The sequence below is a fragment of the Sporofaciens sp. St.21A7 genome (genome assembly GCF_059728535.1).
Map to the genome: position 1 here is coordinate 690,087 of NZ_BAAGFN010000001.1, position 24,625 is coordinate 714,711.

Genomic DNA, 24,625 nt, shown 5'->3' on the forward strand with positions numbered 1-24,625 from the left:
AGCGTGACAGTATAGCTTATAAGGAGAAAGACACGAAAAAGTGGTCGGCGCAATGGTTTGAAACAACGGCAAAGGGAGAGAAGAAAAAGCGAAGAAAGAGGGGATTTGAAACAAAAAGAGAAGCGTTAGAGTATGAGCGGCAAAAGAAATTGAGCAGTAGCCGAAGCATGGATATGAAGTTAAGTGAATTTGTGGAGGTCTATTTTGAGGATAAGCAGAATGAATTAAAAGACCGCACCATGAAGAATAAACGGTATATGATGGAGCAACACATTATTCCGTACTTTGGCGAACAGATGTTAAGTGAGATTACCGCTTCACAAATTATACAGTGGCAGAACGAAATGCAGACAAAGGGATTTTCGGAAAGCTATTTGAGAATGATACAAAATCAGTTGACTTGTATATTTACTCATGCGTCACGCATTTATGATTTGCACACAAATCCATGTAAGAAAGTGAAGCGCATGGGAAATTCCGATTCAAGAAGTTTGGACTTTTGGACAACAGAGGAATATCAGAGATTTATTCAGACGATAGAGCCGGGAACACGATACTATTTAATCTTTGAAATCCTCTTTTGGACGGGCTGTAGGATTGGCGAATTATTAGCTTTGACAAAAGGCGATATAAGTATTGAAAATAACCAAATCAGCATTACCAAAAATTATTATCGCACTGGTAGGCAGGACGTTATTACAGAACCGAAAACAAAGCAGTCGGTAAGAACCGTTGAAATCCCGGAGTTTTTGAAAAAGGAGATTAAAGACTTTGTTGACGGTCATTATGGTATGCCGGACGATGAAAGACTTTTCCCAATCGTGCAGGAAGCGGTACAGCATAAGATGAAACGCCAAATAGCAAAAGCCGGAGTGAAGAATATCCGGGTACATGACCTTAGACATTCTCATGTGGCGTACTTAATCAATAAGGGTATAGAACCGCTGTTGATAAAAGAGAGGGTAGGACACAAGGATATTCGCATTACATTGAATACCTACGGACATTTATATCCTAATCAGCAACGGAGAGTGGCAGACTTACTTGACAACGAAAAAGGAAATAGCCCCGACAGCGGCAACTGTTAGGGCTGTGATAACTGGAAAACCTCTGTTATCAGTACTCACAATACAAGTATAGCAGAGGTTTCTTCCACTGACAACGATTTTCAGAAATGGAGGGCATTATGGAAGAAACAAAAACAGAATTGCAGTTGATTAAATTGTCGGAGATACAGTCGCAGGAAGTTTCTTGGCTTTGGTTCCCGTTTATCCCTTATGGCAAGCTGACTATTGTTCAAGGCGATCCGGGCGATGGAAAGACAACATTTGTATTGAACATAGCGGCGAAACTGTCAAAAGGAGAGGGTTTAGACAGTGAAATGAAACTGACAGAGCCTTTGAATGTAATTTATCAGAGTGCAGAGGACGGTCTTGCCGATACAGTAAAGCCCCGGTTAGAACAGGCAGGAGCAGCGTGTGAGAAAATCTCGGTCATTGATGAAAAAATAAAATCACTTTCTATGATAGATGAACGGTTGGAGCAGGCTGTGATAAAGACGGGCGCAAAGCTGTTAATTTTAGACCCGATACAGGCTTATTTGGGCGGCGGTATGGACATGAACCGTGCGAATGAAGCAAGGGATATGACGAAGAAATTAGCGGCACTGGCAGAGAAATACCAGTGTGCGATTGTTCTTGTCGGGCATATGAACAAGGCGGCAGGAAATAAGGCGGCATACCGGGGAATGGGTTCGATTGATTTCTTTGCAGTTGCTAGAAGTGTTCTTTTAGTCGGCAGGGTAGAGGGAGAAGAAAATATAAGGGCTGTGGTGCAGATTAAAAACAACCTTGCAGCGTTCGGACACCCAAAAGCATTTGCATTGTCGAAGGACGGTTTTCAATGGCTCGGAGATTATGAGATTACTGCTGATGAAGTCTTAGGCGGCATTGCTCCCAAAGCAAATAAAATGGAACAAGCGAAACGGTTACTCCGGGAACTGACAGAAACAAACAATGCCATGCAGAGCAATGAGATTTTCAGTCTTGCGGACGAACAGGGCATATCGAAGCGTACATTGCAGGAAAAAGTGTCTGATTTGGGGCGTTTGGAGTGTCATTTAGGCAGAGAGCAGGTGCAGGCGATAGTGGAACGGTCAAAGGCGTTAGCACAGGCAGAAAGGGCAATTAAACGTCCGAAACGTGCCTTTGAAATGAGCTGATAGGAAAGGGGGATTGATAGATATGACCGATATGGAAAAGAAAGTTATGATACGGCTGTGTGCTAAAATCGTAGCAGATACAGACCTTTACGAAACAGATAAGGAAGTGCAAAATCTGATAGACTGGGTGTGCCTGTCGGAGCAGATAAAAGAAAACAATAATACAATCCGTAATCTGACCAGGGAATATAAAAAGATAGAGCCGGATTGCCGGGAGGGAGTACGGGCGCAGTTGGAGCGCATGAAAGAACTCTGCAAGGAGCGTAATAATCTGTATGAGAAGCAGAATGACTTGAAGGGGCAGAAACAGATGATAGAGAGAGCGTTGGAACGATAAAAAATAGGGGGGTGTGGTGGTTGCCATGCCCTATATTTTATGGTGGAAAATAATGTGAAAAGGTGTTATAATTCTTAAGGAAAGTATCAGATTCAGGGCAGACAAAGAGAGCAGTTCTATACAAAAGATAAAACTGCCCTGAATGTGATTCTTTCGAATTGTACCAAGTCGCGGACGGGTGGCCATTATGTATATGGGGATAGTATTCTTCTTTCTTGGCAAAAATGCTGAAATTCTGACGGGAGATTAGGCATACGGAAAACATTTTTAGGCTGACTGCATAAGCATATCCCATAAAAGGGCATGCTTCGCAGACCTTCTTGCGGAGGCCTTTAAAAAATACTATTCAGTAGAAACGCTCTTTATCAAGAACTGCCATACGTCTTTCCGATATGCTGCATGTTGCAGCATCCACATTCCGGGCAGATGTGGATATCTATGTTCCAGACTGCTTTCAAAAGTTCTGCCATTGACAAATTTGTATATTTTTCTTTGAAGCGCTGGTGCCCCTGGATTGTAAATATCAGCTTCAGGTTTCTGGTCTTATATCGGTTATTCAGGAATCCATAGTAGCGGATCTTCTGGAAACCGAATGGCAGCACATGCATCAGGTAACGCCGGATGAATTCCACATTGTTCAGGGTAACCGTCCTGCGCGGCTCGTTAGGTTTTCTTCCCCTGGCAGAAAAAGAGACCCGCTGTCCATCCATAGACAGGATGCGGCTGTTTGATATGGCGACCTTATGGGTATACCTGCCCAGATATTCAATCGCATTGCCAAAGCCGTTGAAAGTTTCTTTGATATAAGGGCACCAGTCTTTCTGATAAAAGGAATCCCGGAATTCGGACCATTCATAAGAATTCCGAAGTCTTTCACAGGAAGCTGAAAAGACCAGCTGGCTGTTTTGAAAGAATGACTGGAGGCCCGCAAGAAACTTACCCTTGAATTTATCCCGGAGGACCTCCACCCGGAGAAAGAAGTTTTTCTTTACTTTCCGTATGTTATGGTCAGGAGTAAGACCGCCGCCTGAAACAATACAGTGCATATGTACATGGTAGTTAATTTCCTGATCCCAGGTGTGGAGGACCTGAATAATACCGGGTGTTGCGCCGAGATGCTTTTTATCAGCGGAAAGTTCTAAAAGCGTTTCGGCACAGCATCTATGGAAGAATCCGTATAGGAGTTTCTGGTTACAGTAGATGAGGGGATTCAGCTCATGAGGAAGTGTAAATACCACATGAAAGTAAGGGGAATCCATCACTTCCGCCCTGCGTTTGTCTACCCAGATTTCTTTCTTGACTGCCTGACAGTTGGGACAGTTGCGGTTGCGGCAGGAATTATTGTGGACCTCGATATGCCCGCAATCAGGACACCGGGAAATATTCACCCCCAGTTTCCCGGATTTACAGTCCAGGATCGCCAGTGAAGCTTTTCTCTGTATATCGGATTGGAAATAACCGGAAGACTGAAAATCAGCGTAAGAATTCAGCCAGACCTGCCGGATCATCAGATCAGTCAAGGAGCATCCCTCCCATCCGGTCAAAAGGACTCTGTACTGCATGAAATACGCGGGAAGAAAGATGGACGTAGACAGCAGTGGAATTGATGGAGCGGTGCCCCATCAGTGCTTTTAAAGTAAGCAGATCGGTTCCGTCCTCATAGTGATAGGTGGCAAAAGCATGGCGGAAGGTATGGCAGGGAAAGCAGTGTTCCCATCCCAGAGCCTTTTCGTGTGCAAGGATAAAATCGGGAACCCGTTGATGGTCAATCGGTTTGGAAGGATCTCTTTTCTGGGTAAAGAGCCAGTTCCGCGGGCGTTGTCCGGAGGGGAAAGAATACCAGTACTGGAGAATAAGCAGCCAAGCCTGTTCGGAAAGCTGCGCGTATCTGGAAGAACGGTTTTTAGAGGCGCGGACGAGAATCCTGCCTTTGGAGTGTTCGATATCAGAGCATTTTAAATGGCGGACTTCGCCGATGCGCAGCCCGGAAGAAAACATCAAACAGAGAAGGGCCTTAAACTTTAAATCTGTGATAGAAGAAAGAAAAATGCGCATTTCTTCCCTTGTAGGGACAAAAGGAAGATAAGTATCGAACTTACGGGTGGGGAGCTGTGTAGAGTTCCATGGCTGGTGGAGGACAAACAGGGTAAAAGCGCGGAGCTGGGAGATACAGGCATTCATAGTCCTGTCGGACAGGTGTTTATCAGCTTGGAGCCAGCGGATAAAGCCCCGGAGTTCCTGCCAGGAAACATCTTCAGGCATCTTGTGAAGGAAATCAGAAAGATACTGAAGGTAAGCCCGGATATAAGTGGAATAAGATGTTACGGTATGGTCAGTAAGCCCACGAAGGGAGAGCATCTCCCTGAATTGTTTTAAATAATCGTCCATAAAAGAACCTCCTGAAAAATAAAATGATGTGATAAGAGAAAAAACACCAATGAAAGCAGGGGGCGGACGATAAAAATTTTCAGATATGTAGTTGCTGAGATTAAAAATCCATGGTAACATAAGCATAGCAGTTTTTGGTATGTGTAAAGTTGCGATAGGGGTATCTCAACAATACAACATATATTCAAAAACTGCTATCTTTTTATGAAAAAAAGTAGCGGTTTCACGTATCTGGGGCTAGCCGTCGCGCTAGCGACTTGGTACAATTTAACCAATATTAGATAATCTCATGACAGAAAAAGAATTGAGACGAATGATGATAAAATTTGATTGATTAAATAAATATTTTTCTCTTAATAATTACATTAACATGGTGCTAGCACCATGTGGGTAGGACAATTAGGAGAAAAGCAGTGAGGCGTTGTATGAAATTACGTTTTAGTGTGTTTAAGTTTTGGTGAAAAGGGAAGAAAAATGTTAGATTATATTATTGAGCGCACAAATCAATATATTGACAGTATGCCCAAAAAGGAGCGCAAAGCATACGGTCAGTTTTTTACGAGCAAGGAAACAGCGCGTTTTATGGTCGGTTTGTATCACATTCCCGAAAATATGTCTAAAATTTGTATTTTAGATGCAGGGGCAGGTTCGGGTATTTTGGCGTGTGCATTTTTAGAACGATTAGAGCAGATGGACTTTGTTCAGACAATAGAACTGACTTGTTATGAGAATGATGGTAATATTTTAGAACTGTTAAAGGAAAACTTGCGAGTTTTCCAAGAACATTCGCAAAAGGATATTCAGATAGAGATTATTACAGATAATTATATCACAAGCCAATACTTAGATTTTAATCATATGTTGGGTGGTAATCCTAATCCTAAGAAATATGATTTTGTAATCGGAAATCCTCCATATATGAAAATACCAAAAGATGCACCGGAAGCAACCGCAATGCCGGAGGTTTGCTATGGTGCGCCAAATTTGTATTTCCTTTTTGCGGCAATGGGACTGTATAATCTTACTGATTATGGAGAAATGGTGTATATTATTCCCCGTTCTTGGACATCGGGAGCATATTTTAAGCATTTTCGTCAATATTTTCTGACCAAGGGTAAATTGAAGCATATTCATTTATTTGTAAGCAGGAATAAGGTGTTTGATAAAGAAGATGTTTTACAGGAAACGATTATTATAAAAGTGAAAAAGACAGATAAAGTACCAGAAAAAGTAACAATTACTTCTTCACAGTCAAATGGTGATTTTGACAATCTGACTTCTTTAACTGTGCCGTACAGCCTTGTTGTATCGGGGAATGATTATTATGTATATTTAGTGACGGACGAAAAGGAAGTTTCTGTATTAGAACGCTTACATAAGTTTGATAAAACACTGCCGGACATTGGCTTGAAAATGAAAACAGGGCTGACGGTTGATTTTCGCAACCGAGAGATACTTCGTGATAATATGGAAGAAGGTGCAATTCCACTCTTTTATTCTCAACATATCAAACAGGGGGAAGTGCAGTTTCCTATTCAAAAAGAACATGAATATGTTGTGACAGATCAAAAGGGGTTAGTGCAGGATAATCGGAATTATCTGTTTGTGAAGCGTTTTACAGCGAAGGAAGAACGCCGTAGGCTACAGTGTGGAGTATATTTATCGAAGAAATATCCGCAATATAAGAAAATTAGTACGCAAAATAAGATAAATTTTGTAGATGGGTTGATGATGGAAATGTCGGAGTGTCTTGTATATGGATTGTATGTAATTTTTAATTCTACGCTTTATGATGAATACTATCGAATTTTGAATGGCTCTACACAGGTAAATTCGACTGAAATTAATGCTATGCCTGTGCCGGATTTGGAAAGCATACAAGAAATGGGAAGAATGCTGATGAAAAGCAGGGATATGTCTGAAAACAACTGTAATATGATATTGGAGGGATATTGTGGATAAAATCGATGAGGCAAGAGAAATACTGAAAATGCTTGGAATGCCAAAAGCGCAGCAAGCGGATATTTGCTGTTATGTATTGTTGGCAATGGCGGGAATAAAACAGGATATGGCATGGTCGAGCGCAGGAAATGAGTGGATTCGTATTCATGATATAATTCAATTTGCAAACGCACATTATGGAACGACATATGCAGAAAACAGCAGGGAAACATTTCGTAAGCAAGCATTACATCATTTTCGTAATGCGGCACTTGTAGAAGATAATGGGAAAGCAACAAACAGCCCTAATTATAGATATAGGCTTACAGAAGAAACTTTGCAGATGGTGAGGACCTTTAAAACGCCGAAGTGGCAAAAATCCATGAATCGTTTTTTAACCTATCACGAAAAATTGGTTGATATTTATGCTTCTAAAAAGAAAATGACGATGATGCCAGTACATATTAATGGGAGCGATTTTCAATTTTCTACGGGCAAACATAATGAATTGCAAAAAGCTATTATTGAAGAATTTGCTCCGCGATTTGCGCCAAATTCGGAATGCTTGTATGTGGGCGATACCATAGAGAAGGATTTAGTGAAAAATACCAGCAAACTGACAGAGTTAGGATTTGAAATAACTTTACATGATAAGATGCCGGATGTGGTTTTGTATAGAGAAGATAACAAATGGATATATTTTGTGGAATCAGTGACTTCTGTAGGACCGATGGATTCTAAAAGGATATTGGAAATAGCGGAGATGACGAAGAATGTGACAGCAGGAAAAATCTTTGTGACGGCATTTCTTGATTTTAAGACGTACAAGAAATTTTCCGAGGATTTGGCATGGGAAACGGAAGTCTGGATTGCGGAGATGCCAGAGCATATGATACATTTGAATGGAGATAAGTTTCTGGGACCGAGATAGGAGAAGGCGTATGGGATTGAAAGAAGAAATTGTAGATAAAAGAAAAGAAATTATAGTAGATTCTTATCCTATGTCAATAGGGGAAATGATGAATTTGTACCGAGATGGTGAATTAGATGTGCATCCAGAATTTCAGCGATTTTATAGATGGGATGAAGAACAAAAGTCTAAACTTATTGAATCAATACTTTTGGGGATTCCTATCCCCCCCATTTTTGTTTCGCAAAAAGTAAACGGGAAATGGGATGTTATTGATGGACAACAGAGGCTATCTACTATTTTACAGTTTTTGCAGGTTTTGAAAAAAGAAAATGGAGAAAAGTATGATCCACTAGTGTTACAGGCGACAAAATTTTTACCTGCGTTAGAAGGAGTCCGTTGGGATAACAATGATTTGTTTCCAGAAGATCAAAAAATTACATTTAAAAGAGAAAAATTGAATTTTACTATTATAAAAGAGACAGGGGATAAGGATACGTCTAAGTATGAAATGTTTCAGCGTTTAAATACCGGGGGAACACATTTGTCTCCACAGGAGATTAGAAATTGCTTGTTAATTATGACTAATAAAGATTTGTACGAAACTATTAGTGATTTATATAAAGATACATATTATAAAAAATGTACTCCGATGACAGAGGCACAAACGGAGGAAAGGCATGATATGGAGTGGATTGTACGATATATAGTTTATACATCATTATCAAACAATCAGCTTAAATATATTGATAAAAGTAGAAATATGGATGCTTTTTTGACGGAAAAAATTGAGGAAATAGCAATAGAGAATAATAAAAAAGTAATGCTTGAATATTCAGATAAATTTTCTAGAATTTTTAAACTCCTATCAAATTTATTAGGGGAAAATGCATTTAAGAAATTCAAGAATGATAGATTTAAAGGGTCTATGTTAATTAGTGCATATGAGTCTATTATTCCCGGCGTTTATAGTAATATAGACTATTGGGAAACTAATAAGGAGTTGCTAAAAAAGAAAGTAGTTCAGATATACAATCAACCACAATATGAGAGTGCGACCAAGAGAGGGGTTAGACCACTTGACAGAATGTGTCAGTTGATTGAATTTAGCAGGATATGGTTTTCGAATGAAAATAAAAACGGTTGAAAAATTGCAGGATAGATTAAATGAGGATTTTGCATGGCGGAAAAAGGAATTAATTGATTTTCAAATGATGATACATTCTACAAAGAATAGGACTATATGCAGAATGGGGTTAGCGTTACTGTGTGCACATTTTGAGGGATTTTTAAAAAGGGCTGCAAACTATTATATTGTATTTGTGTCTTCGCAAAATTTACGAATATCCGAATTGAGAATAAATTTTGCAGCAATATACTTTCAAGGAAATTTTGATTCTTGTAATGAGACTGATAAAATATCAGTTTATAGCAATGTTTTACATACTTTTTTGGATTGTTATGAAAATCTTAGCTTTAGAGTGCATTATTCACAAGATAAACCCTTAATCAAAACAGGTGGGAATCCGTCTTCTTTGGTATTTAAGGAAATAGTGAATAGTATAGGTCTGGATTTTACCTTATATGAAACAAAACAAAAGTATATTGACACTGATCTCTTGAGCAATAGGCATGGGATTGTACATGGAGAAAAAGTATATATTACTGAAACTGAATTTGATGAAACATTGAAGAATATTTTAGAAATTATGGAGTTGTTTAAGGAACAAATTCTGGATGCAGCAATTAATGAGAAGTACCTTAAGGCTAAATGAAATAATGTGCTATGGAAGATGATAATGGTGCCAAAACGGTGCCAAGAAATCAGACAAATAAAAATACGCCACGCAAAAACAACGATTTTATGCTGTTTTCAACAATAAAAAGCATAGAAAATACCACAAAAAACGCTATTCAAATACCGTGAGGGTGGTAGGACTGTAGGTTCTGGTAGGGTTGCTACTATCGTTGAGTAATCTTGAGATTAGAGCCAAATAATAAAAATAAGCACCGCAATCCTTTGAGAAATCAAGGGGTTGCGGTTTCTTAATGCCTGAAAATAATAGCGAACAAAAGAAAAAGCCACTTGCAGAAATATCATTGAAAATGGCTTGTGGCTCTAAAATGGCTCTAAAATAAATTCTTTGGCACACGTCCAAAGAAGAATTGTAATAGTATTTTATGTTGAAGAAGAAAAATTATGTATATATAAAATAAAGGGAACTCGCTCGTAGTTCCCTTGTTTGAAATACTATATTAGCGTTCCACTCGTGAACACTTTTCTTGTACTTGCATTCTGCGGGGCTCAGCGTCCACTGATGCGTTTTAGAGTGGCCACCTTGCGGAGCAAAACGGCCGCTCGTTTGACGGTAATTATCGTCTATTAATCATAATCGTGTAATGCTTGGTTGCCCTCTTTACGATAGAGTTCGCTGATATCTCATCGTTCATAATCATTGGCTTCCAGTTTTCCGGTGCCCTTTGAGAACAGATGATGGTACTTTTCTGTCTCTCTGACCTGCCCTCCAATAGTGCAAATAAAATCTTGATCTCTGCCTCATCTTCAATTGTGTGAAGAAGAAAATCATCCAATATCAAAATATCCTGTTTGAACAATCCAGCTATTTTCCGCTCGTATTTACCGTAATCCAGCTGCTTCTGTGATGAAAGACTTTCCAGCAGTTCCTCACAGTGGAAATATCCTACCCGGTAATCCATACACGCTTTTATGCCGATTGCCTTTGCCAGATAGGTTTTTCCAGTGTCAGATGCGCCCAGAATGCAAATGTTAAAACCTTTTGGAACAAATTCCAGTGTTGACAAGAGTTGCGGAATTCCAGGCGGCAAGTATTCCCTTTCCCTGGAATCCTTACAGTTCTCAATCTCTGCGGGGCATCCTATGAGCTTTGCCGAACGAAGACGGTTATTTATCCGTTTACTGATTTTATCCCTGTATTCAGGAGATATAAGCTCTGAGAGCAGCGTAAGGTGGTCCATCTCAAGGAATCCAGGAGAAGCGTAGAGCTTATCCAGTTCCGCTGCCATATTGGGCAGTCCCAGCTCGTTTAATTCATCCACAAGCGTATTCAGAAGGTTGCTTCCAGTGAGCATTACTGGGCACCTCCCCTCTGCCTGTCTGCCAGCTCCTTGCTGCGGCTTAAAAGCTTTGGAATCCATCGGTCCAACAGAAGTCACTGATTCTACAAAATATTTGCCTTGCATACAGCAGCCTCATTGGGGAATGCCCCTTTTTTTGTGACTTTACGAAGGCTTGAATTGACGGACTCTATGGCATTTGTCGTATACATAACCTTCCTGACGGCACTGCCATAATTATATAGCTGGGCTACATGCTGCCAGTTACGCACCCATACGTCCACGGCTCCTGGGTATTTTGCCCATGCCTGCTTAAAACGCTCAAATTCCGCTTCCGCCGCTTTCAGGCTGGGCGCCCCATCCAATAGTGCTTCCCTTCCGATTCCCCGATCCACAGCCCAAGCACGTCCTTTACGCCGTCTGCGTCATATCCAAGGACAACATAAACTGCGCAGTTTTTTGTTTCCATTTCCTTGCGGATGGTAATGTAAATACAATCAACAAAGAGGAACGTGTAGAACTTTTTCAGTGGGCGGTTCTGCCATTCTTCCGCTGTTGCGATTACCCTGTCCGTAATTGTTGAAATTGTCTCGTGGGAAATATCAAACCCATAGATATCTTCAACCGTATCGGCAATATCGCGCTGGCTCATTCCCCTTGCATACATGGACAGCACCTTGTCCTCGATCCCGCTTACATCTTTTGTCCGTTTGGGGATTGCCTTTGGTTTGAAGCTGCCCTCCCTGTCCCTGGGGACGGAAACGTCCATCTTCCCATATGCAGTATTGACAGACTTATGGGAATAACCATTACGCCTGTTCGTGGTATTCTTTTCCCCGCGCTCGTTGCTGACATATCCCAGATGGGAGTCCATCTCCCCCTGGAGCATGGACTCAAACATGGGGCCGAAGATGTCTTTGATGGCATCCTGCATCTCTTCCCTTGTCTGTGGCTGGTATTCCTCCATGATTGCCTGTGCGATTGCGGCCCCTCTTGTGTTCTGTTTGTTCCTTCGTGCCATTAGTGCTGTACCCATCCTTTTCTTCATCCTTTCTTTGAGTGTAGCACACTTTATACAGAAAAATAAAGTGCGCAGTTAGATTTGTTGTATTTCTAACTTACACACTTTATTTTACACTCCCAGTTTATCTGAATCGCTATTGATTGTGCTTTATAAGATACTATACTTGAGAGCAAGCTAGAATTAGAGTCTGACTCCGTTCCCTGTAAAAGGATGTTCTTTTTCATATTGGGCAGCCTCGGCGCTGATTTCTTCAGGGGTTTTTCCGTCAAAATATTCTCTTTGCCATTTAGTGTAATCAAATTTTTCGCGGATTATGATGGAAACAAAACGTTCTGCGTCTATGATACCTAACTGTTCGGTCAGGCATTTCATGCCTTTGCTCATGATTTCGGCGGTACTTGTAGACATTTTATTCACTCTCCATTTCTATAACAAATTCAATTGGTGTGACCATTTTTATTTCATTAGTAGCATATTTCAGCAAACGCTTGTCTGTAGATATAAAGTATTCACATCCGGCATATATAGCCGACGCGACATGGCAGGCATCTTTGAATTTCACTCCTGTCTGCATGATTTCTGCCGCTTTTGCTTCAATCATTATCTTGTGTTCGCCTCCTACATATGCGAACGTATTTTTATGGATAAAATCAAGAATAGTATTACGACGCATTTCAAAAGGATTGCAGCCGCATTCATAGCGCAGCAGATGTGATCAATTCAAGTTTTTTATCTTTTATAAGATGCTGAATGTACAGTTTGGACTGCGTCTCTAAAGCTATCTTTATTTGAGACTGGTCATCGTATGGTCTATTGTAGCAACACATGTCAAGATAGATTTTCATCTCAGCTCTCCTTACAAAATGCTCAAGGTATTTATAATAGGTAGTATAACATGGAGATTTCGCTTTCTGCAAGGGAATTTCTCATGAGCCATCCTTTATCCTAAGAAATGTTAGATAAATTGTAACATCTTAATACTTTCTGAAAATTACGGAAACTCCTTGACAAACATCTTCACGGTGTCTATAATCCTGTTTAAAGTTCAAACAACAAATGATTATAGCACAAAGGCGTTGAAGAAGAGGAGTATGCATAAGTTCGTTCTGACAGAGAGAGTACCCGGTGAGACAGCGGCAGATACCGAACAGGACCGTCTGTTTTACAGGCTGAGAGGTATTTAAGGATTGAGATGCAGAAGGTAGCTTCGGAGCCGGATAGCTGACCCTTTTGAGCAGGAAGCGTAGGTTATCCCGGAGTCGTTCCCGTTAAAGAATAAGATGAGAGGTATAGGAGTCTTTCTTCTATGCAGAATAAAGGTGGTACCGCGATTCGATTGATTCAATCGCCCTTTACACAGTAAAGGGCGGTTTTTTAATACCTTAAAAATTACAGCAGGTACATACGCCCTTAGGTGATACACTGACCAACAAAGAAAGAGAGGAAATGTACATGAGCCAGAATTTAGAGACGACCTACAATCCGAAAGAGATTGAACCTAAGTTATACCAGAAATGGTGCGACAACAATTATTTTCATGCGGAAGTAGACAGGAGCAGGAAACCATTTACCACGGTAATGCCTCCGCCGAATATCACAGGAAAGTTGCACATGGGCCATGCGCTTGACAATACCATGCAGGATATCATCATCCGTTACAAGCGGATGCAGGGATTTAACGCCCTGTGGGTGCCGGGGACAGACCACGCCGCCATTTCCACAGAAGTGAAGGTGACGAACCAGCTAAAGGAAGAAGGCATTGACAAGAAGGAGTTAGGACGGGAGAAGTTCCTTGAACGGACATGGCAGTGGAAGGAAGAGTATGCGGGAACCATTGAAGGGCAGCTGAAAAAATTAGGCGTTTCCTGCGACTGGGACCGGGAGCGGTTCACCATGGACGAGGGCTGCTCAAAAGCCGTAGAAGAGGTATTCATAAGTCTGTACGAAAAGGGATATATTTACAAAGGCTCCAGAATCATCAACTGGTGCCCAATCTGTAAGACAGCCCTGTCCGACGCAGAGGTGGAGCATGAAGAGCAGGATGGTTTCTTCTGGCATATCAAGTATCCAATCGTAGGGACGGATGAGTTCCTTGAGATTGCCACCACCCGACCGGAGACCATGCTTGGGGATACGGCAATCGCGGTGCATCCGGACGATGAGCGTTATCAGGGAATCGTCGGCAAGAAAGCATTATTGCCATTGGTGAATAGAGAAATCCCAATTGTGGCAGATTATTATGTAGACAAAGAATTTGGAACCGGAGCGGTTAAGATTACGCCGGCACATGACCCCAACGATTTCGAGGTTGGCAAACGCCATGGCCTTCCGGAAATCAATATCATGAACGACGATGCCACCATCAATGAGCAGGGCGGCAGATATGCCGGTATGGAGCGTTACGAGGCAAGAAAAGCGATTGTCAGTGATTTGGAGGAGCAGGGATATCTGGTGAAGGTCGTTCCTCATTCCCATAATGTAGGAACCCATGAGAGATGTAAGACGACGGTAGAGCCGCTAATCAAGCAGCAGTGGTTCGTGAAAATGGATGAACTGGCGAAGCCGGCCATCGAGGCCATTAAGAAGGGCGAGCTTAGATTCGTGCCGGAGCGGTTTGACAAGGTGTATCTGCGGTGGCTTGAGAATATCCGGGACTGGTGTATTTCACGGCAGATTTGGTGGGGACATAGGATTCCGGCGTACTATTGTGATGAGTGCGGCGAGATTGTAGTGTCAAGAGGAACTCCGGAAGTTTGTCCGAAATGCGGATGCAGGCATTTTACGCAGGATGAGGATACGTTGGATACCTGGTTTTCTTCTGCATTGTGGCCTTTTTCCACCCTTGGATGGCCCGAGCATACGGAGGATTTGGATTATTTTTACCCGACGGACGTGCTGGTTACGGGATATGACATCATATTCTTCTGGGTAGTGCGGATGGTATTTTCCGGGTATGCCCACACGGGCAAATCGCCGTTCCATACGGTATTCATCCATGGGCTGATTCGGGACTCGAAAGGCCGCAAGATGAGTAAGTCCCTGGGAAATGGCATTGACCCGTTGGAGATTATTGACCAGTACGGCGCCGACGCCCTGCGTATGACGGTGATGACAGGAAATGCGCCCGGCAACGATATGCGTTTCTACAACGAGCGGGTGGAGGCAAGCCGTAATTTTGCCAATAAGGTCTGGAATGCTTCCAGATTTATCCTGATGAACCTTGGGGATAAGGAATTGACGGAGCCTGTGGACTTTAAGCTCCGCCCGGGAGACCGTTGGATTTTGTCTAAGTGTAACAGCCTGATTCGGGAAGTGACCGAGAACATGGATAAGTTCGAGCTGGGGATCGCGCTGTCGAAGATATATGATTTCCTGTGGGATGAGTTCTGCGACTGGTATATTGAGATCGCTAAGTATCGGATCTATCATGCAGGGGAGGATGCCCAGAGCGCAAATGACGCGCTGTGGACGCTGAAAGAGGTGCTGAAGAAGTCTCTGAAGCTCTTACATCCTTATATGCCATTCGTTACCGAGGAGATTTACAGCAAACTTGTGCCGGAGGAAGAGTCCCTGATGATGTCAAAATGGCCTGTGTATGAGGAGAGGTATCATTTCCCGATAGCAGAGAATATTGTGGAGCATTACAAGGAGATTATCCGTGGAGTCCGTAATGTGCGTGCCGAAATGAATGTCCCTAATTCCCGCAAGGCGACGGTGTATGTTGTCTGTGAAGACCAGCAGTTATGCTCTGGGTTAGCGTTCCTGAATAAGTCGGCGGTAATGATGGCGGCGGCAAATGAATTCATTATCCAGAAGGATAAGTCGGGGATTGCAGACGATGCGGTATCTATCGTTGTCCCGGATGCGACGGTGTATGTTCCGTTGGAGGAGCTGATTGATTTTGCGCAGGAAATCGAGCGCCTGACGAAAGAGGAGACGAGGCTTTTAAAGGAAATCGCCCGGGCGGAGGGGATGCTTAGGAATGAGAAGTTCGTGAGCAAGGCCCCGGAGGCGAAGGTCAAAGAAGAGCGGGAGAAGCTTGAGAAGTATCGGCAGATGAAGGAACAGGTAAGCGAACGTCTTATGAGCTTGAAGGCAAAACGGGCATAGCCAAAAGATTGTTAAGGATGGGCTGCATGTGCCGCTTGCATGAAAGGGCGGCGCATGTGGCGGTGTGTTGCGTGAAATATGGTTTAGCAGTTTCTAAGGGGAGATTATGAAGAAGTTTGGCTCATTTCACAAACTGAAAAATATAAAAAAAGAAGATGTGAAGGCATACTGGAAAGCCAGGAAAGAGCGGCGGGAGAGGATTCTTGAGGAGAGACGTAACAGCGCATTTGCAAGGAAGATGAAGCCGGTATATCTGTTCATGAACCGGATTTCCCTGCTTCTGCACGCAGTTTTGGCGTGTGCCATTAATTTTATCATCGAGGCAATTTCCAGACATTCCGCTGTGGAGGCCTGGGAGTATATGACAGGGACGCCGCTGGTGTTCCTGTATAATGCTTTCATGATATTTGTCACATTTTCTGTGGTCTATCTGGTCAAGCGGAGGATGTTCGTGCGCATCATCATCAGTGTGCTGTGGCTAGCCCTTGGCGTAGCCAACGGATATATGCTGATGAAGCGTGTGACCCCCTTCAATGCGCAGGATTTCAAGGTGGCAAAAGATGGAATCACTTTGATTAACAATTATTTTAACGGGGTGGAGCTGGTAGGCCTTGCCGTCGGAATCGGAGCCGTCGTAATCTGGGTGATTTCCATGTGGCGCCGGGGAGGACAGTATAACGGTAAGGTCCGCCGCCTGTGGGCGGTGGCCGGCGTGGCTGTCTGGTTCGTGCTGTATGGGATTGTATCGGATTTGGCGGTAGAGAAACGAGTGGTATCCACTTATTTTGGAAATATTGCATTTGCCTATGAGGATTATGGGCTTCCCTATTGTTTTATGGCGAGTGTGTTCAACACCGGGATTACGGAGCCGAACGATTACAATGAGAAGACCATTACGGAGATCAGCAATAACCGGGAGATTACGAAGAGTGAGACGGGGCGCGCGAAAGACGATCTTCCGAATATCATTTTTATTCAGTTAGAGTCATATTTTGATGTGGCGGAAGCAGAATTTTTTACCACATCAGAGGATGCAAGCCCGAACCTCCGACATATGTATGAGAATTTTTCTTCCGGTTATTTTAAGGTTCCGTCCATTGGGGCGGGAACTGCAAATACGGAGTTCGAGGTTCTGACGGGTATGAACCTCCGGTATTTCGGGCCTGGGGAGTATCCTTATAAGACGGTGCTCAAGAATCAGGTGAGTGAGAGCGCGGCGACGGCGCTTGCGGCCCTGGGGTACGGAACCCATGCGCTCCACAATAATGGGGGGAATTTCTACAGCCGGGCGAAGGTGTTCAATAATGTGGGATTTGACAGTTATACCAGCAAGGAATTTATGAATATCCTGCAGACAACAGAAAATGGATGGGCCAAGGATGATATCCTGATTCAGCATATTTTGGAGGCGATGGACACTACAGAAGGGCAGGATTTTGTGTTCGGAATCAGCGTCCAGGGACATGGAGACTACCCGGAAGAGAGGATTATCGAGAATCCGAAAATTCTGGTGGAAGGGATTGCGGATGAGGGAACGAAGAATAAATGGGAGTATTACGTCAATCAGGTCTATGAGATGGATCAGTTTGCCGGAAATCTGGTGAAGGCTATGGAAGAGCGGGGAGAGCCTACGGTGGTTGTGTTCTATGGCGACCATCTGCCGACAATGGGACTGAAGGCGGAGGACTTAAAGGGGCGTTATCTCTATAATACGAATTACGTGATTTGGGATAATATCGGGCTTCCTAAGGAGGACAGGAATATTCCTTCTTACCAGATTATGGCGGATGTGCTGGGGCGGTTGGATATCCATTCTGGCACGGTGTTCAATTATCATCAGGAGCGGCGCAAGACGAAGAATTACCTGGCGGATTTGGAGATTTTACAGTATGATATCCTCTATGGGGAGCAGTATGTGTATGACGGAAAGCCTCCGATTACCGAGGGGCATATGGTAATGGGCGTACGGGACGTGACGCTTCAGAATGTGATCCCCCATCTGGGGGATGGGTACAGCCTTTATGGGGAGAATTTTACCAAGTCCAGCAAGGTATTCGTCAATGGGGAGAAGCAGAAGAGTACGTTTTTGAATAATACGAGGATTGATTTGCCGGAGACGGAGTTTTCGGAAGGAGATGAGATTGTGGTCATCCAGATGGGGTCGAGCAATACGGTGTTCCGGAAATCGGATGTGTATCTGTATCAGGACGGGGAGCTTGCGGTTCAGGAAGGAACGGCGACGGATAAGGATAGGTCTTGGGTGGATCAGTTAGAAGAGGGAGAGTAAGAATGACATATCGGGAGGCAGTCAGATATATAGAGAAGATTCCTAAGTTCACGAAGAAGCACAGTCTGGAGCATACGAAGGAGTTTTTGAGGAGGCTTGGGAATCCTGCTTTAGACAGGAAGATTGTCCATGTGGCGGGAACCAATGGTAAGGGGTCTGTCTGTGCATACTTACAGGCGATTTTGATGGCGGAGGAGAAGAGGGTAGGATTTTTTACTTCTCCCCATCTTGTGTCTGTAAATGAGCGGATACGGGTGAATCATGTCCCGGTTGATGATGCAAGGTTTACTGAGGTCTTTCATGAAGTGCGAAAGGCTGCGGAGGAGATGGAACGAGAGGGATGGGGACATCCTTCTTATTTTGAGTTTTTGTTCGGTATGGGGATGAAGGCGTTCGCGGGGACGGATGTGGAGTATATTGTGATGGAGACAGGCCTTGGCGGGAGGCTGGATGCAACAAACTCGGTGGAACGTCCGCTTTTTACGGTGATTACGTCCATAAGCCTTGACCATACGGAGATCCTGGGGGATACGATTGAGCAGATTGCCGCGGAGAAGGCGGGAATTATTAAGCGTGGGATTCCGGTGTTCTTTGACGGGAGCTGCCCGGCGGCTTCTGAGGTGATTCGCAGAATTGCATTTGAAAAAGGTGCGCCCTGTAGAGAAATATCGAATCATGCGTACGAAATTCAAGAAGTTACCAGAAAATATATTGCATTTTCCCGGGTGAATGCGTATGATAAAGATGTTATGATACATGTGCCGATGTGTGGGTGCTATCAGGCAATGAATGCTGAGATTGCCCTCTGCGCGGCGGAGTACCTGCTGGAAGGTGAACAGATTCATGAGGAACGCTGGCAGGAGGCGTTAGCTTCCCTCAGATGGGAAGGAAGGATGGAGCGCGTCGCCTTGCATCTGGTAGTTGACGGAGCGCATAATCCGGGAGCGGTGGAAGCGTTCGTGGAGAGCATGAAGGCTCTGGGAGCGGATTCCCAAGATGGTTCTGTGGTTCTGTTCTCGGCGGTCAGCGACAAGAATTATGAGCAGATGATTGAATGCCTGTGCAGCAATTTGGACGTGAATGCTTTTGTTGTGACAGAGGTGGAGGATGCAAGGCGGGTTCCTGCCGAAGAGCTTAGGCGGGTGTTTCAAAAGTATACCAAGAAGAAGGTCGTCTGTGAGGCGGATGTCTGTGAGGCGCTTCGTGCGGCAGAAGCACAGCGGACAGCGGACGGGGATGTCTATTGCCTTGGTTCTCTGTATCTGGCGGGCATGGTAAAGACGGCAATGCGGCAGAAGAAGTTTGGAATATAAGATGGGCGTATAAAGGAGGCATAGGTATTATGCTTGATTTTGAGGAAGAATTAAAGAAGTTCCAGCCGAGCCTGGAAGTGGAAGATATAGAGAAGGCAATCTATCAGGAGGATTTGACGGACATGACGGATATCCTGCGGGAAGTGATGGAACAGGCAAAGTAGAAGAAGGATTGAGGATCGCATATGGATTATACAACAAAGCTTTCCTACCAGTCCATGTACTGGTATAACGACGGATTGAAGAAAGCAAAGATTCGGGACTTGTCGGGTGCAATCACGTCTTTAAGGAAGAGTTTACAATATAACAGGGGAAATATTGCGTCCAGAAACCTGCTCGGCCTGGTCTATTATGGCAGGGGAGACGTGGTAGAGGCGTTAGTAGAGTGGATTCTGAGCAAGAATTTCCAGTCTCATGATAATATTGCAAATTATTACATACAGAAGATGCGTGAGACGGCGGGAGAGTTAGAGGCGATCAACCAGGCTGCGAAGCGGTACAACCAGTCGTTGGATTATTGCAGGCAGAATGGTGAGGATTTGGCAATCATCCAGCTTAAAAAGGCTGTGACGGTACATCCGTCTTATGTAAAGGCGCATCAGCTCCTTGCATTGATTTACATGCATACGGAGCAGTATACATTTGCAAGGCAGTCCATCCGGACGGCGTATAAGCTGGACACCACGGATGAATTTTCCCTGCGCTGTATGCACGAGCTGAACCAGATTCGGCGTGCAAGGAATGTCAAGATTAAGGAGAAGGAGAAGAAGGACAAGCATACCGTCACCTATAATCTGGGAAATGAGACGATTATCCAGCCGGTATCCAATAGTATCAAGGACAATGCGGGGCTGCACACAGTCCTGAATATTGCGCTGGGCCTGGTGGTAGGCGTCGCGGTCATGTGGTTTCTTATCATGCCGACCATCAATGCATCCCGTCAGGAGCGCTCCAACCGCCAGACGGTACAGTTCAGCGACCAGATTGCCACCCAGACTGCGCAGATCAGCGCACTGAAAAAAGAACTGGAAGAATACCGTTCCACCAGTGAAGAGACCGAAAATGTACAGGCAACGGCAGCATCGACCCAGGAAAGCTATGAAATCGTCCTGAACATGGCGGCCCATTTCCGTGCAGACGATATGGGAGACTCGGCAATGGTGGAAGAATTGTTAAAAGTAACCCCGGATTCCCTTGGAACCGTAGGCAGGGAAAGCTACGACGAGATTACCGGCGAACTATTCCCCCGGGTATGTGCCAGCCTATACGGCACGTCACAGGAAAATTTTGAGGTCGCCAACTACACAGCCGCCATCACGAACTTAGAGCAGGTGATGAAGATGGATGAAGGCTACGAAGAAGGCGCAGCCTTGCTGCTCCTCGCCCAATCCTACGAAAAAAGTGGCGACCAGAATCAGGCAAACCTCAAATACCAGAAGCTCGTCGAGAGCTACCCCGACACCGAAGCTGCCCAGACCGCAAAAGAGGTCTTAGATGCCCAGTCCGGTAACGGCAAAGACGGCGACGAAGGCGCAGACGACGACGGCGGAAGCGGTGAAGACGGCGGGGACGCTGCCGATACAGGCGGAGATGACGGCGAATAAGCTTGCCATAGTACACGAAGGAAAAGGATATGCAAAAACAGCATATCCTTTTTTCATACCAATTTTTAGCCAGAACCTTTGAGAAGGAGGATGAACATGAAATATCAGGTCCAGGAAAACTGCCTGACAGTCTTTTTACCCAATGAACTAGACCACCACAACGCCGAGGAAATCCGCAAGGAATCCGACCATTTAATCGAGCACAACCACATCCGCTACGTAGTCTTCGACTTCAAGGAAACGAACTTCATGGACAGCTCAGGAATCGGCGTAATCATGGGACGTTACAAACGCATTTACCTGCTTGGCGGCGAAGTATGCGCTGTCCACACCAATGAAAGAATGCGGAAAATATTAACTATGTCAGGAATCACGAAAATCATGCAGATATATGAGGAGGAAGAATAGATGGAACATACCAATGAGATGCAGTTAATCTTTGACAGCCGCTCATCCAACGAGTCATTTGCCCGGGTAACGGTCGCCGCGTTTATGACATCCTTAAATCCTACGGTGGAGGAAGTATCCGACGTAAAGACGGCGGTATCTGAGGCTGTGACCAACGCCGTTATCCACGGCTATGAAAATGAAGTACATAACATCTACATCCGATGCCGCACAGAGGGAAGGACGCTCTATCTGGAAATCGAGGACGAAGGCAAGGGAATCGAGGATGTGAAACAGGCGATGGAGCCGCTGTTCACCACGAAGCCGGAGCTTGATCGCTCCGGGATGGGATTTTCCTTTATGGAAGCCTTCATGGACCGCTTAGAGGTCTTGTCGGCTCCGGGAAAGGGAACTACCGTAAAGATGGAAAAAACAATCGGAAAAGGACGCAGACTATGGACCACACAATCGCTTTGATTCAAAAATCTCACGAAGGGGATGAAGAAGCGAGAGCACAGCTGGTAGAGGAAAACACAGGGCTTGTCTGGTGTATCGTCAAACGGTTCTACAACCGGGGCGTGGAGGCGGAGGATTTGTTCCAGGTGGGCAGTATCGGCCTGCTGAAAGCAATCGACAAGTTCGATCTGTCCTTTGACGTTAAATTTTCTACCTATGCGGTTCCTATGATTTCCGGGGAAATCAAGCGTTTCCTGAGGGACGACGGGATGATTAAGGTGAGCCGCTCGTTAAAGGAGCTTGCCTACAAAGCCTATCTCTGTCAGGAGCGGCTTCAGGAAAAATGGGGCAGGGACCCGACGGTGGCGGAGATAGCACAGGAGCTTGGAGTCGAGACGGAGGAACTCACACAGGCTTTAGATGCCAGCGGGGATATTGAATCTCTGCACAAACCCATTTACCAGAAAGAGGGACAGGAAGTAAGGCTGATGGATAAGCTTCCTGAGAAGGAGGGAGAAGAAGAGCAGATTTTGAACCATTTGCTGTTGAAGCAGTTATTGGCATACCTGAATAAAGAGGAGCGGCGGCTGATTTATCTAAGGTATTTTGCAAACCAGACTCAGACGCAGGTAGGGGATACCCTTGGCATATCCCAGGTTCAGGTGTCCAGAATGGAAAAGAAAATTTTAAAAAATTTGAGAGAACGAATATAACAGGCATACCATGAATATTTTTCTTGAAAATATCCATACTAATCCGCAAAAGGAATAAAGAAGGTGGAAAGTATGGAGAATGCAAGAAGAAAACTCAGGGTATGCCTGATTTGCGTCGTGATGGCGGCGGTGGTGATTGGGCTGATTTACTATTTTAATGATATGAGAGACCATGGAAAGCTCAATGAAGGGACGCTGGTTAAGAATGTCATGCATTTGAATGAAGAGAATTGGCATGGAATCGGATCTGAGACAGACGGTATGTATGAAAACGGCGTACCGGAAAGCAGGGCGTAGGAATGGCAAATGAGACAGTATACATCAAAGTGGACAAGAACGTGGAGGTCACGAAACCGGAGGTTACGCTTGGGGATGTGATTCAGATGGAGTGTCCCAACCCGGCGATTGTTCCCAGGCTTAAAAGCCTGAAATTGCTCACATTTCATCACACGGACGATAAGCATCAGAACCGTGTTGCCATTTCAATCCTGAAGGTGATAGAGCGTATCCATGAGGAATGTCCGAATGTTGACGTGCAGAATCTTGGGGAGACGGATTTCATTGTGACTTACGAGGAACAGCAGACGGCAGGCGGCGCGGTGCATTACACAAAACTGGCGGCTGTCGTCATTATCAGTTTCATGGGCGCGGCGTTTTCGATTATGGCGTTCAACAATGACGTTGATACGACGAAATTATTTTCCCAAATCTACGAACTCCTGACAGGGCAGAAGTCGGACGGGTTCACGATTTTGGAGCTGACGTACTGCATTGGGCTGGTGATAGGAATCCTGACCTTCTTCAACCATTTCGGCAAGAAGAAGTTCACGGTAGACCCTACGCCGATGGAGATTGAGATGCGTCTATATGAAAATGATATCCAGACCACCCTGATTGAAACGTATTCCAGAAAGGAGAAGGAGCTGGATGTGGGCACAGGTTCTAATGGCGGTCATCGGACTTAGCGCAGGTATGGTTGTTGCGGGAGGGCTTTTCTCGTTCATCAGCGAGCTTGGAGTGGTATCGGATTTTGCCGACAGGACGCACACCGGGGAGCATATCCTGCTTTACGAAAACAGTGTGGCTCTTGGGGGAATTCTTGGTAATATTTTCTTTATCTATGGAATTCGGATTCCTTTCGGGGCGTGGCTTCTGCCAGTGTTCGGGCTGTTCGGCGGTATTTTTGTCGGATGCTGGTCCATGGCTCTGGCGGAGATTCTGAATGTATTTCCCATTTTTGTGCGCAGGGTAAAACTGCTGCGGGGGATACAATATCTGATTCTTGGGGTTGCGGTTGGAAAAGGCGTGGGGGCGTTAATCTTCTTTTTTAACCGCTTTTAAAAGACGGAGAAAATAAGGATGCAGGGAGGAGAGGAAAATGGATAAACAGAAACAACAGCAGGCATATGAAAATTATGTCAAGAAGAAAACGCCGGTGCATAACCTGCCGATGAATATGGCGAAGGCGTTTGTGGCAGGGGGAGTGATCTGTACTGTGGGACAGGCAATCCTGAACTATTGCGGGAAGCTTGGGTTTGATAAGGATGTGAGCGGCGGGTGGACGTCTATGATCCTGGTGATTTTAAGCGTCGTCCTGACTGGGTTCAATATTTATCCCCGTATTGCGAAATGGGGCGGCGCGGGGACGTTGGTTCCGATTACGGGATTTGCCAATTCGGTTGCGGCCCCGGCGATTGAGTATAAGAAGGAAGGGCAGGTCATGGGAATTGGGTGTAAGATTTTTACGATTGCAGGGCCCGTGATACTGTATGGGATATTCACCAGCTGGGTTTTAGGGTTCGGGTACTGGATTTTTAAAATCAGCGGGATTATTTGAG

At 44.5% G+C, this 24,625-nt stretch carries 25 protein-coding genes, 1 pseudogene and 1 other annotated feature; of the genes and pseudogenes, 20 read left to right on the forward strand and 6 right to left on the reverse strand.

Annotation, left to right across the window (positions count from 1 at the left end; translation table 11 throughout):
- The first annotated feature begins 11 nt into the window (after positions 1 to 11).
- The 3 genes from AC6I3O_RS03270 (at position 12) to AC6I3O_RS03280 (ending at position 2,558) form a co-directional block, all read left to right on the forward strand.
- Positions 12 to 1,088, forward strand: coding sequence for a tyrosine-type recombinase/integrase (locus AC6I3O_RS03270; RefSeq protein WP_497853413.1), 1,077 nt, complete (start codon positions 12 to 14; stop codon positions 1,086 to 1,088).
- 98 nt (positions 1,089 to 1,186) lie between these two features.
- On the forward strand, positions 1,187 to 2,221 hold the full coding sequence (locus AC6I3O_RS03275) for an AAA family ATPase (protein ID WP_497849699.1): 1,035 nt from the start codon (positions 1,187 to 1,189) through the stop codon (positions 2,219 to 2,221).
- A gap of 22 nt (positions 2,222 to 2,243) precedes the next feature.
- On the forward strand, positions 2,244 to 2,558 hold the full coding sequence (locus AC6I3O_RS03280; protein ID WP_497849700.1) for a hypothetical protein: 315 nt from the start codon (positions 2,244 to 2,246) through the stop codon (positions 2,556 to 2,558).
- A gap of 365 nt (positions 2,559 to 2,923) precedes the next feature.
- Here the strand turns inward: AC6I3O_RS03280 and AC6I3O_RS03285 are convergent, their stop codons facing one another.
- Positions 2,924 to 4,078 carry an IS91 family transposase gene (locus AC6I3O_RS03285; protein WP_497849701.1) on the reverse strand — a complete coding sequence of 385 codons (1,155 nt, stop codon included), beginning with the start codon at positions 4,076 to 4,078 and terminating at the stop codon, positions 2,924 to 2,926.
- Positions 4,071 to 4,946, reverse strand: a complete 876-nt coding sequence (locus tag AC6I3O_RS03290; protein WP_497849702.1) for a tyrosine-type recombinase/integrase — start codon at positions 4,944 to 4,946, stop codon at positions 4,071 to 4,073. Before AC6I3O_RS03290 ends, AC6I3O_RS03285 begins: the two co-directional genes overlap by 8 nt.
- Before the next feature lie 474 nt (positions 4,947 to 5,420).
- Between AC6I3O_RS03290 and AC6I3O_RS03295 the strand changes: the two genes are divergently transcribed.
- From AC6I3O_RS03295 to AC6I3O_RS03315, 5 genes are read left to right on the forward strand one after another with little or no spacing between them, the layout of a single operon-like run.
- On the forward strand, positions 5,421 to 6,908 hold the full coding sequence (locus AC6I3O_RS03295) for an Eco57I restriction-modification methylase domain-containing protein (protein WP_497849703.1): 1,488 nt from the start codon (positions 5,421 to 5,423) through the stop codon (positions 6,906 to 6,908).
- Complete coding sequence (locus tag AC6I3O_RS03300; protein WP_497849704.1) at positions 6,901 to 7,818, forward strand: BsuBI/PstI family type II restriction endonuclease; 918 nt, start codon at positions 6,901 to 6,903, stop codon at positions 7,816 to 7,818. Before AC6I3O_RS03295 ends, AC6I3O_RS03300 begins: the two co-directional genes overlap by 8 nt.
- A 10-nt stretch (positions 7,819 to 7,828) precedes the next feature.
- Positions 7,829 to 8,944, forward strand: a complete 1,116-nt coding sequence (locus tag AC6I3O_RS03305) for a GmrSD restriction endonuclease domain-containing protein (RefSeq protein ID WP_497849705.1) — start codon at positions 7,829 to 7,831, stop codon at positions 8,942 to 8,944.
- A complete protein-coding gene (locus AC6I3O_RS03310) occupies positions 8,925 to 9,572 on the forward strand; it encodes an MAE_28990/MAE_18760 family HEPN-like nuclease (RefSeq protein ID WP_497849706.1) in 648 nt (215 codons plus the stop codon). The genes AC6I3O_RS03305 and AC6I3O_RS03310 overlap by 20 nt, the downstream gene beginning before the upstream one ends.
- Positions 9,573 to 9,583: 11 nt before the next feature.
- Positions 9,584 to 9,724, forward strand: coding sequence for a hypothetical protein (locus AC6I3O_RS03315; protein WP_497849707.1), 141 nt, complete (start codon positions 9,584 to 9,586; stop codon positions 9,722 to 9,724).
- Positions 9,725 to 10,170: 446 nt separating this feature from the next.
- On the opposite strand, the gene AC6I3O_RS03320 is transcribed toward AC6I3O_RS03315, so the two are convergent.
- The 4 genes and pseudogenes from AC6I3O_RS03320 to AC6I3O_RS03335 all read right to left on the reverse strand — a co-directional run bounded on the left by AC6I3O_RS03320 (position 10,171) and on the right by AC6I3O_RS03335 (position 12,518).
- Positions 10,171 to 11,019, reverse strand: coding sequence for an ATP-binding protein (locus AC6I3O_RS03320; RefSeq protein ID WP_497849708.1), 849 nt, complete (start codon positions 11,017 to 11,019; stop codon positions 10,171 to 10,173).
- Positions 11,013 to 11,914, reverse strand: a pseudogene (locus AC6I3O_RS03325) (IS256 family transposase); the annotation flags it as partial. The gene AC6I3O_RS03320 and the pseudogene AC6I3O_RS03325, both read right to left, overlap by 7 nt.
- Before the next feature lie 183 nt (positions 11,915 to 12,097).
- On the reverse strand, positions 12,098 to 12,325 hold the full coding sequence (locus AC6I3O_RS03330; protein ID WP_497849709.1) for a hypothetical protein: 228 nt from the start codon (positions 12,323 to 12,325) through the stop codon (positions 12,098 to 12,100).
- 1 nt (position 12,326) lies between these two features.
- Positions 12,327 to 12,518 carry a hypothetical protein gene (locus AC6I3O_RS03335; RefSeq protein ID WP_497849710.1) on the reverse strand — a complete coding sequence of 64 codons (192 nt, stop codon included), beginning with the start codon at positions 12,516 to 12,518 and terminating at the stop codon, positions 12,327 to 12,329.
- 466 nt (positions 12,519 to 12,984) lie between these two features.
- Positions 12,985 to 13,273: a binding site (T-box leader), on the forward strand.
- Positions 13,274 to 13,369: 96 nt separating this feature from the next.
- Between AC6I3O_RS03335 and AC6I3O_RS03340 the strand changes: the two genes are divergently transcribed.
- The 12 genes from AC6I3O_RS03340 (at position 13,370) to AC6I3O_RS03395 (ending at position 24,624) form a co-directional block, all read left to right on the forward strand.
- Positions 13,370 to 16,027 carry a valine--tRNA ligase gene (locus AC6I3O_RS03340; protein ID WP_497849711.1) on the forward strand — a complete coding sequence of 886 codons (2,658 nt, stop codon included), beginning with the start codon at positions 13,370 to 13,372 and terminating at the stop codon, positions 16,025 to 16,027.
- A gap of 106 nt (positions 16,028 to 16,133) precedes the next feature.
- Entirely contained in the window at positions 16,134 to 18,314 is a 2,181-nt protein-coding gene (locus tag AC6I3O_RS03345) for an LTA synthase family protein (protein WP_497849712.1), read from the forward strand.
- Positions 18,315 to 18,316: 2 nt separating this feature from the next.
- Complete coding sequence (locus AC6I3O_RS03350; RefSeq protein ID WP_497849713.1) at positions 18,317 to 19,627, forward strand: bifunctional folylpolyglutamate synthase/dihydrofolate synthase; 1,311 nt, start codon at positions 18,317 to 18,319, stop codon at positions 19,625 to 19,627.
- Between the two features lie 29 nt (positions 19,628 to 19,656).
- Positions 19,657 to 19,791 carry a hypothetical protein gene (locus AC6I3O_RS03355; protein WP_286151939.1) on the forward strand — a complete coding sequence of 45 codons (135 nt, stop codon included), beginning with the start codon at positions 19,657 to 19,659 and terminating at the stop codon, positions 19,789 to 19,791.
- A gap of 21 nt (positions 19,792 to 19,812) precedes the next feature.
- Positions 19,813 to 21,231: a tetratricopeptide repeat protein gene (locus AC6I3O_RS03360; RefSeq protein ID WP_497849714.1), complete on the forward strand. Its 1,419-nt coding sequence runs from the start codon at positions 19,813 to 19,815 to the stop codon at positions 21,229 to 21,231.
- A gap of 96 nt (positions 21,232 to 21,327) precedes the next feature.
- Positions 21,328 to 21,639 (forward strand): anti-sigma F factor antagonist, encoded by a 312-nt coding sequence (gene spoIIAA, locus AC6I3O_RS03365; protein WP_172490706.1) that lies wholly within the window; start codon positions 21,328 to 21,330, stop codon positions 21,637 to 21,639.
- Positions 21,640 to 22,095: an anti-sigma F factor gene (spoIIAB, locus tag AC6I3O_RS03370; protein WP_497849715.1), complete on the forward strand. Its 456-nt coding sequence runs from the start codon at positions 21,640 to 21,642 to the stop codon at positions 22,093 to 22,095.
- Positions 22,074 to 22,787 carry a SigF/SigG family RNA polymerase sporulation sigma factor gene (locus tag AC6I3O_RS03375; protein ID WP_497849716.1) on the forward strand — a complete coding sequence of 238 codons (714 nt, stop codon included), beginning with the start codon at positions 22,074 to 22,076 and terminating at the stop codon, positions 22,785 to 22,787. The genes spoIIAB and AC6I3O_RS03375 overlap by 22 nt, the downstream gene beginning before the upstream one ends.
- A gap of 72 nt (positions 22,788 to 22,859) precedes the next feature.
- The gene (locus AC6I3O_RS03380; RefSeq protein WP_497849717.1) at positions 22,860 to 23,084 is read left to right on the forward strand and encodes a hypothetical protein; all 225 of its coding nucleotides are present in this window, start codon (positions 22,860 to 22,862) and stop codon (positions 23,082 to 23,084) included.
- Between the two features lie 2 nt (positions 23,085 to 23,086).
- Positions 23,087 to 23,752 (forward strand): stage V sporulation protein AA, encoded by a 666-nt coding sequence (locus AC6I3O_RS03385; protein WP_497849718.1) that lies wholly within the window; start codon positions 23,087 to 23,089, stop codon positions 23,750 to 23,752.
- The gene (locus tag AC6I3O_RS03390) at positions 23,715 to 24,128 is read left to right on the forward strand and encodes a stage V sporulation protein AB (RefSeq protein WP_497849719.1); all 414 of its coding nucleotides are present in this window, start codon (positions 23,715 to 23,717) and stop codon (positions 24,126 to 24,128) included. The genes AC6I3O_RS03385 and AC6I3O_RS03390 overlap by 38 nt, the downstream gene beginning before the upstream one ends.
- 37 nt (positions 24,129 to 24,165) lie before the next feature.
- Positions 24,166 to 24,624: a SpoVA/SpoVAEb family sporulation membrane protein gene (locus AC6I3O_RS03395; RefSeq protein WP_497849720.1), complete on the forward strand. Its 459-nt coding sequence runs from the start codon at positions 24,166 to 24,168 to the stop codon at positions 24,622 to 24,624.
- Position 24,625 lies beyond the last annotated feature (1 nt).

Coding starts and splice junctions, on each gene's coding strand:
- AC6I3O_RS03275 (WP_497849699.1), top strand. CDS start 1,187: ATGGAAGAAACAAAAACAGAATTGCAGTTGATTAAATTGTCGGAGATA.
- AC6I3O_RS03280 (WP_497849700.1), top strand. CDS start 2,244: ATGACCGATATGGAAAAGAAAGTTATGATACGGCTGTGTGCTAAAATC.
- AC6I3O_RS03290 (WP_497849702.1), bottom strand. CDS start 4,946: ATGGACGATTATTTAAAACAATTCAGGGAGATGCTCTCCCTTCGTGGG.
- AC6I3O_RS03295 (WP_497849703.1), top strand. CDS start 5,421: ATGTTAGATTATATTATTGAGCGCACAAATCAATATATTGACAGTATG.
- AC6I3O_RS03305 (WP_497849705.1), top strand. CDS start 7,829: ATGGGATTGAAAGAAGAAATTGTAGATAAAAGAAAAGAAATTATAGTA.
- AC6I3O_RS03310 (WP_497849706.1), top strand. CDS start 8,925: ATGAAAATAAAAACGGTTGAAAAATTGCAGGATAGATTAAATGAGGAT.
- AC6I3O_RS03315 (WP_497849707.1), top strand. CDS start 9,584: ATGGAAGATGATAATGGTGCCAAAACGGTGCCAAGAAATCAGACAAAT.
- AC6I3O_RS03320 (WP_497849708.1), bottom strand. CDS start 11,019: ATGCAAGGCAAATATTTTGTAGAATCAGTGACTTCTGTTGGACCGATG.
- AC6I3O_RS03330 (WP_497849709.1), bottom strand. CDS start 12,325: ATGTCTACAAGTACCGCCGAAATCATGAGCAAAGGCATGAAATGCCTG.
- AC6I3O_RS03335 (WP_497849710.1), bottom strand. CDS start 12,518: ATGATTGAAGCAAAAGCGGCAGAAATCATGCAGACAGGAGTGAAATTC.
- AC6I3O_RS03340 (WP_497849711.1), top strand. CDS start 13,370: ATGAGCCAGAATTTAGAGACGACCTACAATCCGAAAGAGATTGAACCT.
- AC6I3O_RS03345 (WP_497849712.1), top strand. CDS start 16,134: ATGAAGAAGTTTGGCTCATTTCACAAACTGAAAAATATAAAAAAAGAA.
- AC6I3O_RS03350 (WP_497849713.1), top strand. CDS start 18,317: ATGACATATCGGGAGGCAGTCAGATATATAGAGAAGATTCCTAAGTTC.
- AC6I3O_RS03355 (WP_286151939.1), top strand. CDS start 19,657: ATGCTTGATTTTGAGGAAGAATTAAAGAAGTTCCAGCCGAGCCTGGAA.
- AC6I3O_RS03360 (WP_497849714.1), top strand. CDS start 19,813: ATGGATTATACAACAAAGCTTTCCTACCAGTCCATGTACTGGTATAAC.
- spoIIAA (WP_172490706.1), top strand. CDS start 21,328: ATGAAATATCAGGTCCAGGAAAACTGCCTGACAGTCTTTTTACCCAAT.
- spoIIAB (WP_497849715.1), top strand. CDS start 21,640: ATGGAACATACCAATGAGATGCAGTTAATCTTTGACAGCCGCTCATCC.
- AC6I3O_RS03375 (WP_497849716.1), top strand. CDS start 22,074: ATGGACCACACAATCGCTTTGATTCAAAAATCTCACGAAGGGGATGAA.
- AC6I3O_RS03380 (WP_497849717.1), top strand. CDS start 22,860: ATGGAGAATGCAAGAAGAAAACTCAGGGTATGCCTGATTTGCGTCGTG.
- AC6I3O_RS03385 (WP_497849718.1), top strand. CDS start 23,087: ATGGCAAATGAGACAGTATACATCAAAGTGGACAAGAACGTGGAGGTC.
- AC6I3O_RS03390 (WP_497849719.1), top strand. CDS start 23,715: ATGTGGGCACAGGTTCTAATGGCGGTCATCGGACTTAGCGCAGGTATG.
- AC6I3O_RS03395 (WP_497849720.1), top strand. CDS start 24,166: ATGGATAAACAGAAACAACAGCAGGCATATGAAAATTATGTCAAGAAG.